At 55.5% G+C, this 14,984-nt stretch carries 14 protein-coding genes and 1 pseudogene; 7 read left to right on the forward strand and 8 right to left on the reverse strand.

The window, feature by feature from the left end; translation table 11 throughout:
* Window positions 1–32: 32 nt before the first annotated feature.
* The 3 genes from glnQ to glnH all read right to left on the reverse strand — a co-directional run bounded on the left by glnQ (window position 33) and on the right by glnH (window position 2,248).
* Window positions 33–755, reverse strand: coding sequence for a glutamine ABC transporter ATP-binding protein GlnQ (glnQ, locus tag V1587_RS09185; RefSeq protein WP_371898523.1), 723 nt, complete (start codon window positions 753–755; stop codon window positions 33–35).
* The gene (glnP, locus tag V1587_RS09190; RefSeq protein ID WP_003858462.1) at window positions 752–1,411 is read right to left on the reverse strand and encodes a glutamine ABC transporter permease GlnP; all 660 of its coding nucleotides are present in this window, start codon (window positions 1,409–1,411) and stop codon (window positions 752–754) included. The genes glnQ and glnP overlap by 4 nt, the downstream gene beginning before the upstream one ends.
* Before the next feature lie 93 nt (window positions 1,412–1,504).
* Complete coding sequence (gene glnH / locus V1587_RS09195; RefSeq protein ID WP_023310880.1) at window positions 1,505–2,248, reverse strand: glutamine ABC transporter substrate-binding protein GlnH; 744 nt, start codon at window positions 2,246–2,248, stop codon at window positions 1,505–1,507.
* A gap of 330 nt (window positions 2,249–2,578) precedes the next feature.
* Between glnH and V1587_RS09200 the strand changes: the two are divergent.
* Window positions 2,579–2,728, forward strand: a pseudogene (locus V1587_RS09200) (IS4 family transposase); the annotation flags it as partial.
* A gap of 130 nt (window positions 2,729–2,858) precedes the next feature.
* Here the strand turns inward: V1587_RS09200 and V1587_RS09205 are convergent.
* The 3 genes from V1587_RS09205 to rhtA all read right to left on the reverse strand — a co-directional run bounded on the left by V1587_RS09205 (window position 2,859) and on the right by rhtA (window position 5,445).
* Window positions 2,859–3,359, reverse strand: a complete 501-nt coding sequence (locus V1587_RS09205; protein ID WP_371898522.1) for an SHOCT domain-containing protein — start codon at window positions 3,357–3,359, stop codon at window positions 2,859–2,861.
* Window positions 3,360–3,754: 395 nt separating this feature from the next.
* Window positions 3,755–4,258 carry a DNA starvation/stationary phase protection protein Dps gene (gene dps, locus V1587_RS09210; protein ID WP_010428924.1) on the reverse strand — a complete coding sequence of 168 codons (504 nt, stop codon included), beginning with the start codon at window positions 4,256–4,258 and terminating at the stop codon, window positions 3,755–3,757.
* Between the two features lie 299 nt (window positions 4,259–4,557).
* The gene (gene rhtA, locus V1587_RS09215) at window positions 4,558–5,445 is read right to left on the reverse strand and encodes a threonine/homoserine exporter RhtA (protein ID WP_334763046.1); all 888 of its coding nucleotides are present in this window, start codon (window positions 5,443–5,445) and stop codon (window positions 4,558–4,560) included.
* A gap of 354 nt (window positions 5,446–5,799) precedes the next feature.
* Here rhtA and ompX point away from each other — a divergent pair, with 354 nt between their 5' ends.
* Window positions 5,800–6,318, forward strand: a complete 519-nt coding sequence (gene ompX, locus V1587_RS09220; RefSeq protein ID WP_023310884.1) for an outer membrane protein OmpX — start codon at window positions 5,800–5,802, stop codon at window positions 6,316–6,318.
* Between the two features lie 527 nt (window positions 6,319–6,845).
* On the opposite strand, the gene V1587_RS09225 is transcribed toward ompX, so the two are convergent.
* Both V1587_RS09225 and mntS read right to left on the reverse strand, forming a co-directional pair.
* A complete protein-coding gene (locus V1587_RS09225; RefSeq protein WP_371898521.1) occupies window positions 6,846–8,429 on the reverse strand; it encodes a phosphoethanolamine transferase in 1,584 nt (527 codons plus the stop codon).
* 283 nt (window positions 8,430–8,712) lie between these two features.
* A complete protein-coding gene (gene mntS, locus V1587_RS09230; protein ID WP_014831181.1) occupies window positions 8,713–8,841 on the reverse strand; it encodes a manganase accumulation protein MntS in 129 nt (42 codons plus the stop codon).
* A gap of 183 nt (window positions 8,842–9,024) precedes the next feature.
* On the opposite strand from mntS, the gene mntR reads away from it, so the two are divergent.
* From mntR to V1587_RS09255, 5 genes are all read left to right on the forward strand, one after another.
* Window positions 9,025–9,498: a manganese-binding transcriptional regulator MntR gene (gene mntR, locus V1587_RS09235; RefSeq protein ID WP_008501176.1), complete on the forward strand. Its 474-nt coding sequence runs from the start codon at window positions 9,025–9,027 to the stop codon at window positions 9,496–9,498.
* Window positions 9,495–10,604 (forward strand): anion transporter, encoded by a 1,110-nt coding sequence (locus V1587_RS09240; protein ID WP_371898520.1) that lies wholly within the window; start codon window positions 9,495–9,497, stop codon window positions 10,602–10,604. The genes mntR and V1587_RS09240 overlap by 4 nt, the downstream gene beginning before the upstream one ends.
* A 101-nt stretch (window positions 10,605–10,705) precedes the next feature.
* The gene (locus V1587_RS09245) at window positions 10,706–11,800 is read left to right on the forward strand and encodes an HlyD family secretion protein (RefSeq protein WP_371898519.1); all 1,095 of its coding nucleotides are present in this window, start codon (window positions 10,706–10,708) and stop codon (window positions 11,798–11,800) included.
* Complete coding sequence (locus tag V1587_RS09250; RefSeq protein WP_371898518.1) at window positions 11,797–13,368, forward strand: DHA2 family efflux MFS transporter permease subunit; 1,572 nt, start codon at window positions 11,797–11,799, stop codon at window positions 13,366–13,368. Before V1587_RS09245 ends, V1587_RS09250 begins: the two co-directional genes overlap by 4 nt.
* Window positions 13,368–14,891, forward strand: a complete 1,524-nt coding sequence (locus tag V1587_RS09255) for an efflux transporter outer membrane subunit (RefSeq protein WP_371898517.1) — start codon at window positions 13,368–13,370, stop codon at window positions 14,889–14,891. Before V1587_RS09250 ends, V1587_RS09255 begins: the two co-directional genes overlap by 1 nt.
* Window positions 14,892–14,984: the final 93 nt, after the last annotated feature.

Consider the following 14,984-nt stretch of genomic DNA (forward strand, 5'->3'; position numbering starts at 1 on the left):
GGGCAAGCCCGGCTTTAGCGTAAAGCGATGGATCAGGAGACGTGCTGCAGGAACTCCTGCAGACGCGGGCTCGGCGGATTCGCAATGAGATCCTGCGGGTTACCGTCTTCGGCGATGCGGCCTTTGTCGATGAAGATCAGGCGGGATGCAACCTTCTCGGCGAAGCCGATTTCGTGGGTCACGATAACCATCGTCATCCCTTCTTCTGCCAGATCCTGCATGACCTTCAGCACCTCGTGGCGCAGCTCCGGGTCGAGTGCGGACGTAGGCTCATCAAACAGCATCAATTTAGGCTTCACCGCCAGCGCGCGGGCAATCGCCACGCGCTGCTGCTGGCCGCCAGACAGCTCGGAAGGGTAGTGGTGCGAACGCTCCGCCAGGCCGACTTTTGCCAGCAGGTCTTTTGCCAGCGCTTCTGCCGCCGCTTTGTTGGCGCCGCGCACGCGTAGCGGGCCAAACATCACGTTCTCCAGCGCCGTCAGGTGCGGGAAGAGGTAGAACTGCTGGAACACCATGCCGGCTTCCTGGCGAATCAAGCGCTCGTCGACTTTCGGGTCATTCACCTTCAGACCGTCGACAATCAGGTCGCCGCTGGTGATCTCTTCCAGCTTGTTGATGCAGCGCAGCAGGGTCGACTTACCGGAGCCGGACGGCCCGATAATGACCACCACTTCACCCTGTTGGATGTTCAGATCGATATTGTGCAGCACCTGGGTTGGGCCAAAGTGCTTAGAAACGTTTTTAAATTCAATCACAGGATTTTCATCCTTCTTTCAAGACGACGCAGAACGAAGCTCAGAACCAGAGTAATGATCAGGTAGACAACGGCCACCGCACTCCAGATTTCCAGCGCGCGGAAGTTGCCAGCAATGATCTCCTGCCCCTGACGGGTCAGTTCGGCCACGCCGATAACAATGAACAGCGACGTATCTTTAATGCTGATAATCCACTGGTTACCCAGCGGTGGCAGCATGCGGCGCAGCGCCAGCGGCAGAATAACGTGGCGGATCGTTTCGCGACGTGAAAGGCCTAATGCCAGACCGGCTTCACTGAAACCTTTATGAATCGACAGCACCGCACCGCGGGTGATTTCCGCAATGTACGCGCCTGAGTTGATCATAATGGTGACGACGGCTGCGCTGAACGGGTCGATGCGCAGGTCGGTGAACGCCATAGGCAGGGCGAAGTAAATGAACATGACCTGCACGACAATAGGGGTGCCGCGGATCACTTCGATGAAAACCAGTGCGATGTGGTTTGCAATCCAGCCACCGTAGGTGCGGGCGAAACCGGCGACAAGACCGATAATCAACCCGCCAACCAGACCCAGGACCGAAATCCACAGGGTCATTTTAGCGCCTTCAAGCAAGAGTGGAATGGCAGGCCAGATGGCGCTCCAGTCAAACTGCATGATGTATTCCTGTATACCGTGGTGAAAAACGAAAAACGTAGGCCCGGTAAGCGGCAGCGCCACCGGGCGTTACAAACCTGAATTCAGGTGAAATTATTTAGGCTCGGTACCGAACCATTTTTTGTAGATTTCGTTATAGGTGCCGTTCTCTTTCAGCGTTTTCAGCGCGCCGTTAACTTTCGTGCGCAGATCGTCGCTGCCTTTCGGGAACGCGATACCGTACTGCTGGGCTTCCAGAGACTCGCCAACGGCTTTGAACTTGCCGTTACCGGCTGTTTTGATGAAGTACAGGATGTTCGGCGTGTCGTGCAGAACAGCGTCAGCACGGTTGGTGCCGAGTTCCATGTACGCGTTGTCGATGTTCGGGAACTGACGCAGGTCTTTGGTTTTGATATTGGCTTTCGCGTAATCAACCGAACCGGTGCCGCTCTTCACTGCCACCACTTTGCCGTCGAGATCTTTCACGCTTTTTACGTCGTTATTATCGGCTTTAACCATCACCAGCAGGCCGCTTTTGTAGTAGCCATCAGAGAAGTCGATCGCTTTTTTACGCTCGTCGGTAATGGTGATACCCGCCAGCGCCAGATCAACGTTCTTGGTTTGCAGTGCCGGGATGATGCCGCTGAAGTCCATCGGCTTCAGGGTGTAATCCAGCTTGAGTTCTTTTGCGACTGCGGCCCACAGATCCACATCAAAACCAACGTATTTATCACCCTGTTTGAATTCAAACGGAACGAACGCCGTGTCGGTCGCCACAACCAGTTTGTCGGCAGCCTGAGAGGACACCGCAAAAGCCAGGGTAAGTGCAGCCAGTGAAACTTTTAATACAGACTTCATAGCATTTCCTTTTATATCCACGGGGCGATCCCCTGCGAGAACAGGTGGCACAATGAAAAAATCGTGCCAACTTTACAAGCTATTGTTTTGCAAAGGGGATGATGTCATGCATTGCACAATAAATGGGGCAATGAGGTCTTATTGCACCAAAGTGGAGCACTGTTTTGGTGCGCTTCGTTTGGCTCAACTGACGGGGAGATATTTAGCGTAAATTCTGACGAAAAAACAATCTTCCGTTAACGGTTGTGTGAGGTGATTATTACAATTTCTTCACTTTTGCATGTTCTCAGGCAAAAAACGTGCACCATAGATGTGCAAAACCCTCACCAGGGCACAGGTGACAGGCAGATGAAACTCAAAGTGTCGAAACAGGCACGGAAAGAGAAACCTTCACTGCCAGAGTACTTATATGCCCGAAGGATAGCTTGTGAGATGCACGGCGTGGAGAAAATGGTGCTGACATCGCTCCCGGCGGACCGCTGTTACGGCGTGAGGCAACAAACGCCCCCGACCATCAAGGCCGGGGGCGATTAAGATATCAAAAAACCGCTATCCGGTGAGCTGGCTGCAGAAACTCTTCATTTCCGCTGTCAACCAGGAGAAAGGAACGTTAAATCAGCTCCATTAATTTGCTTTTTTTCGCCTGGAATTCATCTTCTGAAATGATCCCGCTCTCTTTGAGTTCGGAAAGTTTTTTGAGCTGCTCATAGGGATCCTGATGGGTCATAGCCGGTTCGGCTATTGGTGTTTCCGTCTTCACTCCGCGGCCAGCTTCAATCGCCTCAATCAGGGCGAGCTCGGCATCCTTGCTGAACATTTTAAATTCCAGATCGTCGTGGGAGGTATGGATCCGAATGACCCGGTGACCCAGCGTGGACTTGCGTTCAATCGACGTGATGGATTTTAACGGGATGGTCTCAATCACTTCGCCGAGAAAGCCTTTCCGGTAGAATGCCACTCGCTGGCCCGTAACGATCAGTACACCGTTGTGCTGTTTGTCCTTGCCCTGTCCCATCACTTTGCCAATATAGCCTTCTCCCCACTGCAGAACGGCTTCACCGGGATTGAGATGGTTTGCTTCGAATTTGCTGACGTGTTTATTTTCTTTCATCAAAAAACTCCCTTTAGGAATACCGATGCGTTTAGCCAGCATCGGATTGAAGTCACTGCAGAATGAATCATCTATCATATTGCATACTCGGGATAACTGCACTTCTTGAAAGGCTATTGTGTACACGGTATTTACCGGGTGGTTTACCTTAGACACGGAGAGGTTAGTGAGCGTATGCGAAGAGTTAGGGTGAGAACGACGGCTACGTCACATCTCGAAAAAGCGGGAACATCTGCGTGGAAATCTGGAGGCGTTGTTCAAAATAAAACGCCCCCGACCATGAAGGCCGTGGGCGGTTAAGATAAAAAACCCGTTATCCCGTGAAACACAGTGCCGCTCCGCTAATGTGAACGGCATCGCGTCATGGCGAGAATTTAACAGAGCAATTATATGAATTACTCGATGTTAGATTCGATGAACCACAGGAACTGATCCAGATCGCGCGACGCGGCGGTGAAGATATCTGCGGTATCTTCGTCTTTCGCTTCGCCAATCGCTTTGCGCACATCGTTTGCCACAATCGCGTAGCGGTCCGCCAGCTCTTTCAGGTGATCCTGAACGGTATGAATATCAAGCGGATAGCTCTTCAGAGGCGTTTTGCTGTTGATCACCTGCGTGGTGCCAAGCGCCACGCCACCTAACTGAACGGCACGCTCAGCCATCGTATCGAGGTGGGTTACCAGTGCTGTGCGGAAGCCATCCAGCATTTCATGAACGGCAATAAAGTTTGCACCGCGCATATTCCAGTGGGCCTGTTTGGTGATCAGCGAAAGATCGATGAACTGGATCACCTGGCGATTCAGCAACTCAATGGTCGCTTTTTTGTCGCTGTCCGATACATCGTTACGGGTATAAAGCAGATTAGACGCTTTCGTTTTCACCAGTTTAGCGGTACTCATAATCTCATATCCTCTTGATGTTTATGTCCCAGGTAATTACGGAACTAAGTATAGCACCGGATTTTTTCTCTGCGGTTTGGCTGTGCCTATCGGTTTAATAGCGAGAAGGAGGTTGAGAATTTAATTTATTGAAATTAATCAATATTTTTAAATTTGATACAGATCAATCTTAATTGCTGGATGAGGAAGTCAACGCAGAGGGATATTTTGCTGGCAGGACTGAGTGTGTAAGAAATTATAACGCATGCATTTCTGGCCTTTATTCTGCATGACGTGGAAGCCATGCAGAATATATGGCTTTAGTTGATATCCACTTTCTCGACTTTAGGTTCCGGGCGCATGGTGAGCGTCGAGCCCATTGATGCCGCGATAATGGAGCAGAGCGCCAGCGTCTGGGTCAACGTCAGGGTTTCGCCGAGAAATACCATCCCGGAAATGGCAGCAAGGGCGGGCTCCATGCTCATCAGGGTGCCAAATATGCGTGTCGGAAGACGCGTAAGGGCAATCATCTCCAGAGAATAGGGGAGTGCGGTAGAGAGAATCGCGACTGCCAGTCCGATGGGCATGACGGACCATTGCCAGATGGACTCTGTCGCCTGCGCCATGCCGATGGGCACAAATACGATGGCCGCAATGAGAGAACCCAGCGCCACCGTTGCCGGACCGTGCTCTTCGCCTGCACGCTGTCCCGTGAGAATATAGACAGCCCAGCATGCGCCTGCACCCAGCGCCAGCGCTGCGCCCGTCAGATCAATCTCAGATACATTCTGGCCCAGCGGCAGCAGGAACCATAAGCCCAGAACGGCTAACACCACCCAGATAAAATCGACCGGACGCCGCGAGGAGAAAAGCGCCACCGCCAGCGGACCGGTAAACTCCAGCGCGACGGCGATCCCCAGCGGTATCGTCTGTATAGAGAGATAGAACAGATAGTTCATTGCCCCCAGGGAGAGTCCATAAAACAGCAGGGGTAAACGCTGCTCCTTTTTGAAACGCAGACGCCAGGGTTTGAAAATGACCACCAGTATCGCCGTTCCCAGTACGATACGCAGGGCAGTCACCCCTGGCGCACCTACTAGCGGAAAAAGTGATTTTGCCAGCGAAGCACCGCTTTGAATGGACAACATGGCAATGAGTATGACTGCTACCGGCAACCAGACCGACGACGTGCGGGATAACCCAGGCATCCTTTCTCCTGTCAGCTTATGTCAAATGAGGTAAAGGTTGCAGTGTAAAGGAAATATGCGGCTACGGTTGAGGTACTGTTGAAAAAAAAGCAGGTGAAATCCGTAAAATGGTTAAGCGCTGGTGGATTTATCGCCTTTAAGATTAGGAATAATCTGGATGAATGTAACGGCGCAGACGCGCACTATGCGCATTTAGTAGTGAAAATTGCATGTGATTTGAAAGAGATAGCTTACGCTGGAAACGTTCTGTTACAGGAAAGGTTTCATTAGACATCACGAATCACAAAGAGTTTCGCAAATTTTTTTGATATATTTAAAACTTACGGACTTACTTGAAGCACATTTGAGGTGGTTATGAAAAAAATTGCATGTCTTTCAGCACTGGCCGCTGTACTGGCTGTTTCCGCAGGTACCGCTGTAGCTGCTACTTCTACTGTTACTGGTGGTTACGCTCAGAGCGACTATCAGGGCGTGATGAACAAAGCTAACGGTTTCAACCTGAAGTATCGCTACGAGCAGGATAACAACCCACTGGGCGTGATCGGTTCTTTCACCTACACCGAGAAAGATCGTTCTGAAAACGGCGCATACAACAAAGGCCAGTACTACGGTATCACCGCTGGTCCAGCTTACCGTCTGAACGACTGGGCGAGCATCTACGGTGTTGTAGGTGTTGGCTACGGTAAATTCCAGCAGACTGAAAACCAGAGCGAAAGCCGCACTGCAAGCAACAGCGACTACGGCTTCTCCTACGGCGCGGGCCTGCAGTTCAACCCAATCCAGGACGTTGCTCTGGACTTCTCCTATGAGCAGAGCCGTATCCGCAACGTTGACGTTGGCACCTGGATCGCTGGCGTAGGTTACCGCTTCTAATCACTTCGGTGATTAAATAAAAAATCCGCCCACTGAGGCGGATTTTTTTTGTCTTTTTCCCTCCCCGTTTGGGGAAAGATCCCAGGTAACTTTAAACCAGAAGCGATTCAGGTTTTGAAGTGAAATGATTAACCTTCAGCGATGCTATGGTCCGGCTGTAAATCGCCGAAGCGTTTCCGTAAGGCCGGGGCGAGGCGCAGGGATGCGCCGAGAGGGCGTGGCCTGCAGGGATGCAGGCTCATGCCCGACCCGATAGCCAGAAGGAATAAGCTGAGGGTACCGCGAAGCGGCGATTTACCGCCGGGAGCCCGGGTCGCCAGGGTGGTGGCGACTGAGCCACCCTGGCACGTTCACCGGTGATGTCGTTACAGAGTAGCAAGGAACATAAAGTGAACGGAATGACCACCAGAGCCGTATGTTCCCCCTCACCCCATCCCTCTCCCTCAAGGGAGAGGGCGTCGTCCGTGCAGGCCTCAGCCCTGTAGGAGAGGGCCAGGGTGAGGGCATCAACCCGCACGAGACGGCAATTACTTACTCTTAATATCAAAAATATCCGTACCCAGATGGTTATAGTCAACTTTCTGTAACTTGAAGTTGGTAACGTACACTGGGGGAGCTTTCTTGTTAGAGACAAACGGGTAAGCAGTTTTTATCTGCTCGGCCTTAATCCCGGTCCACTGCGAGAAGAACTGCAGGAAATCATTAGCCGAACGACGCGCTTTAATCACGCGATGCGTTTTATCATCACTCGACAGCACCATAAACGGCACCTGGAAGTTCTGCTGGAACTTATCATCGTGTGCCAGATACTGCACCTCTTTACCACGCTCTTTAAACGCAAGACCGTGATCCGAGAAATAGACCATGGAGAAGCTGTCGCCCGTATTGCGGAGCTGATCGTACAGCTTGCTCAGCAGGTCGTCGGTTTGCGTCATGGTGTAGAGATAGCAGGACGTCTCTTTGGACTGCACAAACTCCGCGTACTTCCCGCCGGTTCGATCGCAGGCCTGCGGGTGCGACCCCATCAGATGAAGGACGATCAGCTGCGGCTGGGTGCGCGGAGTGGCGAAGACCTGTGCCGTCATTTTCAGCAGCGCTTCGTCTTTGGTGTTTTTGTCGGCTTCAAAATCGCCGTTTTTCAGGAACTGCACTTCATCAGCGCGTTTGGCGATGCTGGCGATGGCCGTATCGTATTCGCCAATTTGCCCCTGATTGGAGAACCACCAGGTCTGATAGCCCGCGCGGTTTGCCAGGGTGACAAAATTATCCTGATACTGGGGTTTGCCGTCGACCACCCGGTTAAGCGTCAGGCCGAGCGATTTCTGCGTCGAGCCGCTGGCCGCGACGTAATCGGTGAAGAGGGTGCCTTTGACCGAACTCGCAAACGGGGTGTTGTCCCAGTGGCCGCCAAACGCCCCCATTGCATCGCGACGCGCGCTTTCGCCAATCACCACTACATAGGTGTGATATTTCGGCTTAACGGCCAGCACGTTCCAGGTGTCTTTCATGTTGGAAAGCTCAGCCATGCGGGCCTGTTCGTCGAGGACCTCTTTATTATTTACGACGACGTCTTTCACGAAGCGGAAAACCGGATAGCCGATATTAGTAAGCCTTAGCTTACCGTCCCAGGGAATGTTCTGGATGGGGGCGACAAACGCCACGGCAACGCTGAACACCAGACAGAGTATTTCGATCTTACCCCAGGATTTTTTCTCGCCCGACTGACGGCGGATGGCGATAACGCCCAACGCGAAGATAAAGAGTCCGACCACATAGCTGTACCACGGGAAGATCGTCAGGATCTCCGTTGACTCTTCCATATTGGTCGAGTGCAGCGCCAGCAGGGTATTAAAGTTTGGCGCGCCGTAGGCCTGACCAAACGGGAAATAAAGTGCAGCAACCAGCGAGCAGATGCCGATTAACGCTTTTTGCGCGCGCGGCGCGGCTCGCCACAGCACGTGCAGAATGCAGGTGAAGGCCACCGCGTAGAGCAGACTAAAGGGATAACCCAGCGCAAAGTTAATCAGTAATGACTGCAAAAAGTAAAACCCCGTCCACGGGCTTAAGGCCCGGCTGCGGGTCACAACGGTATCTATCAGGGTTAAATTCATAGGTCACTATCATGGATGAAAACGCCATGTGCTCACCCTGGCGTCAAGGGTCATAACCTGCCTGACAGTGCGTGGAGAGGGAATGAGGGTCCGCTTCAGCGAGCCGCAAATTGTGCAGGGCTGCAAGAAGATAGTGCGAGCGCTAAATAATATCAACAGTTGCCAGGCAGATGTTTTGCGAAGGGGATTGCAAATCCGTAAAAAAGATCGGGAATAAGGCGGCTGGAAGCCAGTTTACAGCGAGAATGTGACGGGAAAATGAAGCGGCGTACCGCGACGCCGCTTAGTGGGAAGGTTTGTCATCCTGATGCGGTTTGTTGTTAAACATATCGCACAGCATGTTCAACAGCATTAAGCGCACTTTAAAGGGTGAGTGGGTAAACACGGTCATGCACCTCTTGAATTCGTTCATAAGACCTCCTGATTTTAGATCCCTTCGATCCGTGAAGGGTGACTGCATTACATACAGATATAGCACAGGCTATATTGTATAGCTATGGCTATTTCGTTAATTTTTTGTGCTTGTGGAGGGATGGTTTACAATGTGCGCTCTCGATACCGGGCGCTGGAAGCGTCACCCCACTGAGGAAGTACAATGAACCGTCGCGCAGGTAAGCCAACCATTAAAAAAACGACGCAACTGGTGAATGTTGAAGAGCATGTCGAAGGTTTTCGCCAGGTCCGTGAAGCGCACCGGCGTGAACTGATTGATGATTATGTTGAACTCATTTCCGATCTGATTCGTGAGGTCGGGGAAGCGCGGCAGGTCGATATGGCCGCCAGGCTGGGGGTGTCGCAGCCAACTGTCGCAAAAATGTTAAAACGTCTCGCCTCCGTGGGCCTAATCGAAATGATCCCCTGGCGCGGGGTCTTTCTGACGCCGGAAGGGGAGAAACTCGCGCAGGAGAGCCGCGAGCGCCACCAGCTTGTCGAGAATTTTTTACTGGTGCTGGGCGTCAGCCCGGAGATCGCCCGCCGGGATGCGGAAGGAATGGAACACCACGTGAGCGAAGAGACGCTGGTGAAGTTTCGTGAATTTACGCTTAAATATGGTCCCTCCGCTGAATGAAAATCCCTGGACTGCAGGCTCTGGCACGCGATCGTTTCTTCCATCTCTTATTACTCATTGGCGCAGCGTTAAGCCTCTTTGTGCCGTTTGCGCCGCAGGCCTGGCCCGCCGCCATTGACTGGCGCACCATCATTACCCTGAGCGGCCTGATGATGCTCACCAAAGGGGTCGAGCTGAGCGGCTATTTTGACGTGCTGGGACGTAAAATGGTGCGCCGCTTTGCCACCGAGCGCAGGTTGTCCCTGTTTATGGTGTTCTCCGCCGCGGTGCTGTCGACGTTTCTGACCAACGACGTGGCGCTGTTTATCATCGTGCCCCTCACGCTCACGCTGCGTAAGCTGTGCGAGATCCCCGTCAGCCGCTTGATCATCTTTGAAGCGCTGGCCGTCAATGCAGGCTCACTTCTGACGCCAATCGGCAACCCGCAAAATATCCTTCTCTGGGGACGGTCCGGGCTATCGTTCGCCGCCTTTACCTGGCAGATGGCCCCTCTGGCGCTGGTGATGATGCTGTCGCTGCTGGCGGTCTGCTGGTTTGCGTTTCCGGATAAAAAACTGCAGTACCACAGCGGCACCACGGGCCCGCAGTGGCAGCCGCGTCTGGTGTGGAGCTGCCTCGGGTTATACATCGTCTTTCTGTTTGCGCTGGAGCTGAAGTATGAGCTGGCGGGCGTGCTGCTCGTAGCCGCAGGCTTTGTCGTCCTGGCGCGTCGCGTGCTGGTTAGCGTGGACTGGACGCTGCTGCTGGTCTTTATGGCGATGTTTATTGATGTGCATCTGCTTATTCAGCTTCCGGTGCTGCAAAACGTGCTGCACAGCGTCAGCACGCTGTCTCAGCCGGGACTGTGGCTGACGGCGATTGGCCTGTCGCAGTTTATCAGCAACGTGCCGTCCACCATTCTGCTGCTCAACTACGTTCCGCCTGATACGCTCCTGGCCTGGGCCGTTAACATTGGCGGGTTTGGCCTGCTGCCCGGCTCGCTGGCCAACCTGATTGCTCTGCGCATGGCCAACGACCGTCGTATCTGGTGGCGCTTCCATCTCTGGTCGATCCCGATGCTGGTTTGGGCTGCGGCGGTCGGTTTCGGAATATTCCTTCTCATATAGTGCGCAATTTGTCAGTTTTTCCTGGCAAACGTATAGCAACGTCCTAGCTTTAGTGAACGGCATAGTGTGATGCCGCTCACTGACAGGACCGTTGCTGAACTATGGCTGAAGATCAAACTCCGCCTGCTGACGAGCAGGACAAAAATAATAATGAGCGTAAGCGCCCGGGCAAGAAACCGTTAATTATCCTCGGCATTGTCGTGGTGGTGATGGTCGTCGTGGCCCTGGTCTGGTGGTTTTTAACCCGTAATGAAGAGACGACCGACGACGCCTTTACCGACGGCGACGTGGTGACGATTGCCCCGAAAACGGCGGGCTACGTCACCGAGCTACGGGTGCGCGATAACCAGCGCGTGAAAAAGGGCGATCTGCTGGTGGTCATCGATCCGCGTGATACCACCGCGCAGCGCGATCAGGCCCAGGCCCAGCTTGGGCTGGCTATCGCGCAGCTGCATCAGGCCCAGGCGCAGCTGGCGCTCTCGAAAGTGCAGTATCCCGCCCAGCGTGACGAAGCCAAAGCGCAGGTGCTGAAAGCGCAGGCCGATCTGGCGAACGCGCAGGCAGAGTACCGACGCCAGCGCGGCGTCGACCCGCGGGCAACCACCCAGCAAAGCATTGATTCCGCGAACGCACAGCTGCGCAGCGCGCAGGCGGGGCTGGCGAGCGCCCAGGCGCAGCTGGAGGTGGCAGAGCAGGTCCAGCTGCAAATCCGCCAGCAGGAAACCAACGTTGAAGCGCGCGAGCGTCAGGTCGATCAGGCGAAAGCGCAGCTGGAAACGGCGAATCTGAACCTCTCCTACACCGAAGTTCGCGCCCCGTTCGACGGTTTTGTCACCAAACGCAACGTGCAGCCCGGCACGCTGGTGCAGGCGGGAACGGCGCTGTTCTCCCTGGTTTCACCGAACGTGTGGGTGGTGGCGAACTTTAAAGAGTCCCAGCTTGAGCGCATGAAGCCCGGTGATAAGGTCACCGTGTCCGTCGACGCGTGGCCGGATATGGAGCTTGAAGGTCACGTTGACAGTATCCAGCAGGGCAGCGGCTCGCGCTTCTCCGCCTTCCCGGCAGAAAATGCCACCGGTAACTTCGTTAAAATTGTGCAGCGCGTGCCGGTGAAAATCGTGATTGATAAGGGGCTCGATCCGAACAAACCGCTGCCGCTGGGGCTGTCGGTTGCGCCGAAGGTGACGGTGGAATGACGGATCACAGCCACGACAGCTGGAAGCCCGCCAGTAATCCGTGGGCGGTGGCGATTGTCGTCACCCTGGCGGTGTTTATGGAAATTCTGGACACCACTATCGTTAACGTGGCGCTGCCCCACGTGGCGGGCTCGCTCTCGTCCAGCTATGACGAATCCACATGGGTGTTAACCAGCTATCTGGTCGCGAACGGCATCGTGCTGCCCATCTCGGCGTTTCTGAGCCGGGTGTTTGGCCGCAAGCAATTCTTCCTGATTTGCATCGTGATGTTTACCGTCTGCTCGTTCCTGTGCGGGATCGCCACCGAGCTGTGGCAGATCATCCTGTTCCGCGTGATGCAGGGCTTTTTTGGCGGCGGGCTACAGCCCACGCAGCAGTCGGTACTGCTCGACTACTTCAAGCCGGAGGACAGGGGCAAAGCCTTTGGGCTCTCGTCTATTGCGATTATCGTCGCACCCGTCCTCGGTCCGACGCTGGGGGGCTGGATCACCGACAACTACTCGTGGCGCTGGGTATTCTTTATCAACATCCCGGTGGGAATTGTCACGGTGCTGGCGATCTACCAGCTGCTGGAAGATCCACCGTGGGAGAGCAAGTCAAAAGAGAAGCTGACCATCGACTGGACGGGGATCGGCCTGATCGCCCTGGGGCTGGGCTGCCTGCAGGTGATGCTCGACCGGGGGGAAGATGAGGACTGGTTCTACTCGAACTTTATTCGAACCTTCGCCGTATTGACGCTTATCGGCATTATCGGTGCCATTTACTGGCTGGTGTATGCCAAAAAACCGGTGGTGGATCTGCACTGCATGAAGGACCGCAACTTTGCCATCTCAAGCCTGCTGATGGCGGGGATGGCGATGATTTTGTACGGCAGCTCGGTGGTGATCCCGCAGCTGGCACAGCAGGACCTGGGCTATACCGCCACCTGGTCCGGGCTGGTGCTGTCGCCCGGGGCGGTGCTGATCGTGTTAACCATCCCGCTGGTGCTGAAGCTGATGCCGGTGGTGCAGACGCGCTGGATTATCGCCTTTGGCTTTACCTGCCTGGCGGTATCGTTCTTCTGGTCCCGCACGCTGACGCCGGATATCGACTTCGAAACGCTGGTGCTGTTCCGCAGCGCCCAGTCGATTGGGCTGGGGTTCCTTTTTGTGCCCCTCACCACCATTGCCTTTATCTCGATACCAAGACGGTTGAATGCCGATGCCGCGGCGTTATTCACCATGTTCCGTAACGTCGCGGGCTCGGTTGGGATCTCGCTGTCGACGGCGGCCATCACCGAACGGTCGCAGGCGCACAGCGCGCATCTGGCGTACCACGCCTCGCCGTTTAACGAGCAGTTCCAGCAGGCGATACGCGAAAGCGCCCAGGCGATCCAGAACTTCACCACCCAGGTGGGTGACCCCACCGGCATTGCCACCGGACGCATGTACCAGACCATGATTGAGCAGTCGCGCTTTCTGGCCTACATCGACGTCTTCACCATTCTGAGCGCCGTGGCCTTGTTACTGATTCCGTTTTGTTTGTTGCTCTCGCCGGTTAAGAGCGAGGGGAGTGCAGGAGCACATTGATGATACACAGACGTTTACACCCCCTGATGATAATGATGCTGCTGGCAGGCTGCGCCGTCGGGCCGGACTATCAGCAGCCCGCGCCGCCCGCCGTCTCGCACTGGAACGATAAGGGCGACAGCACGGTGAAATCGCAAACGACCTCCGCCGCGACCAACCCGCGCTGGTGGAAAACCTTCGGCTCGCCGCAGCTCGACAGCCTGGTTGAGCGGGCCATCGCCGGGAACCTGACGCTGCAGCAGACGGTGCTGCGCATCGCCGGGGCGCGTGAGCAGATTAACCAGGCGGGCGGGGCGTTTTACCCGTCGGTGAACGGCAACCTGCAGGCGACGCGCCAGCAGCTCGGGCTGGAAGGGGAGCTGAAATCCCACGGCGTGTATGACCAGGTGGATAGCATCGATCCTGCCCTGAAGGGCGCGCTGGGGCCGCTGACGCAGCCGGTTAACCTCTATCAGGGCAGCTTCGACGCCCAGTGGGAAATCGACCTGTGGGGCAAGGTGCGTCGTCAGGTGGAAGCCGCCGAAGCGCAGCAGAAAGCGGCTATCGAGCAGCGTAACGACGCGCTGGTGTCGCTGGAAGCCGAAGTGGCGCGCGCGTGGCTCCAGCTGCGCGGGGCGCAGAGCATTATCGCCACGCTGAATACCCAGATTAAAAGCGCGCAGCAGACGCTGGATCTCACTGAAAGCCGCCAGCGGGGCGGGCTGTCACCGCAGATGGATGTGGAAAACGCCCGGGCGCAGTTAGGAAACCTTGAGGCACAGCTTCCGCAATATCAGGCGCAGGAGCGGCAGGCGATGAACGGCCTGGCAATCCTCCTCGGCAAGCCGCCGGGGGCGCTGGATGCGGAATTGCAAAGCGTGCAGCCGATGCCCGCCCTGCCGGATATCGTGCAGACCGGCATTCCGTCGACCTTGGCGCGCCGCCGTCCGGACGTGCGCGAAGCGGAGGCGAACCTTCACGCCGCCACGGCGCAAATCGGCGTCTCGGTGGCGGAGCTGTTCCCGAGCTTTACCCTCTCCGGGCAGTTTGGCCTGCGCAACAGCGAAACCAACTGGCTGACCGACTGGAGCAGCCACTTCTACAGCTTTGGCCCGCAGGTCTCCATCCCCATTTTCCAGGGCGGTCGGCTGGTCTCCAGCGTGAAGGTGGCGCGCGCGCAGCAGGGGGCGGCGGTGCTGGACTATCGTCAGACGGTGCTCACCGCGCTTGGCGATGTCGAAAACGCGCTGGTGAGCTATCGCACCGACCAGCAGCGTGAGGCGGGTCTCGCAAAAACGATCGATGCGCTGCAAAACGCGTTTGACCTGGCAAGTGACAGCTACCGCCAGGGGATCGCCAGCTTTATCGACGTGCTGGACGCCCAGCGACAGCTGGCGCAGGCCGAGCAGCAGCGCGCGCAGGCGCAGGTGCAAAGCGCGCTCGATCTGGTGGCGCTCTACAAGGCGCTCGGCGGCGGCTGGGAGCCGTATCAGCAGGTGCAATTACCTGACTACAGCGTCTTTGGCGACGCCCCGCGCGGATAAATTTTCAGAGGATTGGGCAAGAAACGGACAGGAACGCCACATTCGCGATGGCTGAGGGGCGGGTATAACTATCGGGTACCCCATAAACGACAT

Source organism: Enterobacter sp. ECC-249 (assembly GCF_043965265.1).
GTDB classification, from domain to species: Bacteria; Pseudomonadota; Gammaproteobacteria; order Enterobacterales; family Enterobacteriaceae; genus Enterobacter; species Enterobacter quasiroggenkampii.

Coding starts and splice junctions, on each gene's coding strand:
- glnP (WP_003858462.1), bottom strand. CDS start 1,411: ATGCAGTTTGACTGGAGCGCCATCTGGCCTGCCATTCCACTCTTGCTT.
- glnH (WP_023310880.1), bottom strand. CDS start 2,248: ATGAAGTCTGTATTAAAAGTTTCACTGGCTGCACTTACCCTGGCTTTT.
- V1587_RS09205 (WP_371898522.1), bottom strand. CDS start 3,359: ATGAAAGAAAATAAACACGTCAGCAAATTCGAAGCAAACCATCTCAAT.
- dps (WP_010428924.1), bottom strand. CDS start 4,258: ATGAGTACCGCTAAACTGGTGAAAACGAAAGCGTCTAATCTGCTTTAT.
- rhtA (WP_334763046.1), bottom strand. CDS start 5,445: ATGCCTGGGTTATCCCGCACGTCGTCGGTCTGGTTGCCGGTAGCAGTC.
- ompX (WP_023310884.1), top strand. CDS start 5,800: ATGAAAAAAATTGCATGTCTTTCAGCACTGGCCGCTGTACTGGCTGTT.
- V1587_RS09225 (WP_371898521.1), bottom strand. CDS start 8,429: ATGAATTTAACCCTGATAGATACCGTTGTGACCCGCAGCCGGGCCTTA.
- mntS (WP_014831181.1), bottom strand. CDS start 8,841: ATGAACGAATTCAAGAGGTGCATGACCGTGTTTACCCACTCACCCTTT.
- mntR (WP_008501176.1), top strand. CDS start 9,025: ATGAACCGTCGCGCAGGTAAGCCAACCATTAAAAAAACGACGCAACTG.
- V1587_RS09240 (WP_371898520.1), top strand. CDS start 9,495: ATGAAAATCCCTGGACTGCAGGCTCTGGCACGCGATCGTTTCTTCCAT.
- V1587_RS09245 (WP_371898519.1), top strand. CDS start 10,706: ATGGCTGAAGATCAAACTCCGCCTGCTGACGAGCAGGACAAAAATAAT.
- V1587_RS09250 (WP_371898518.1), top strand. CDS start 11,797: ATGACGGATCACAGCCACGACAGCTGGAAGCCCGCCAGTAATCCGTGG.
- V1587_RS09255 (WP_371898517.1), top strand. CDS start 13,368: ATGATACACAGACGTTTACACCCCCTGATGATAATGATGCTGCTGGCA.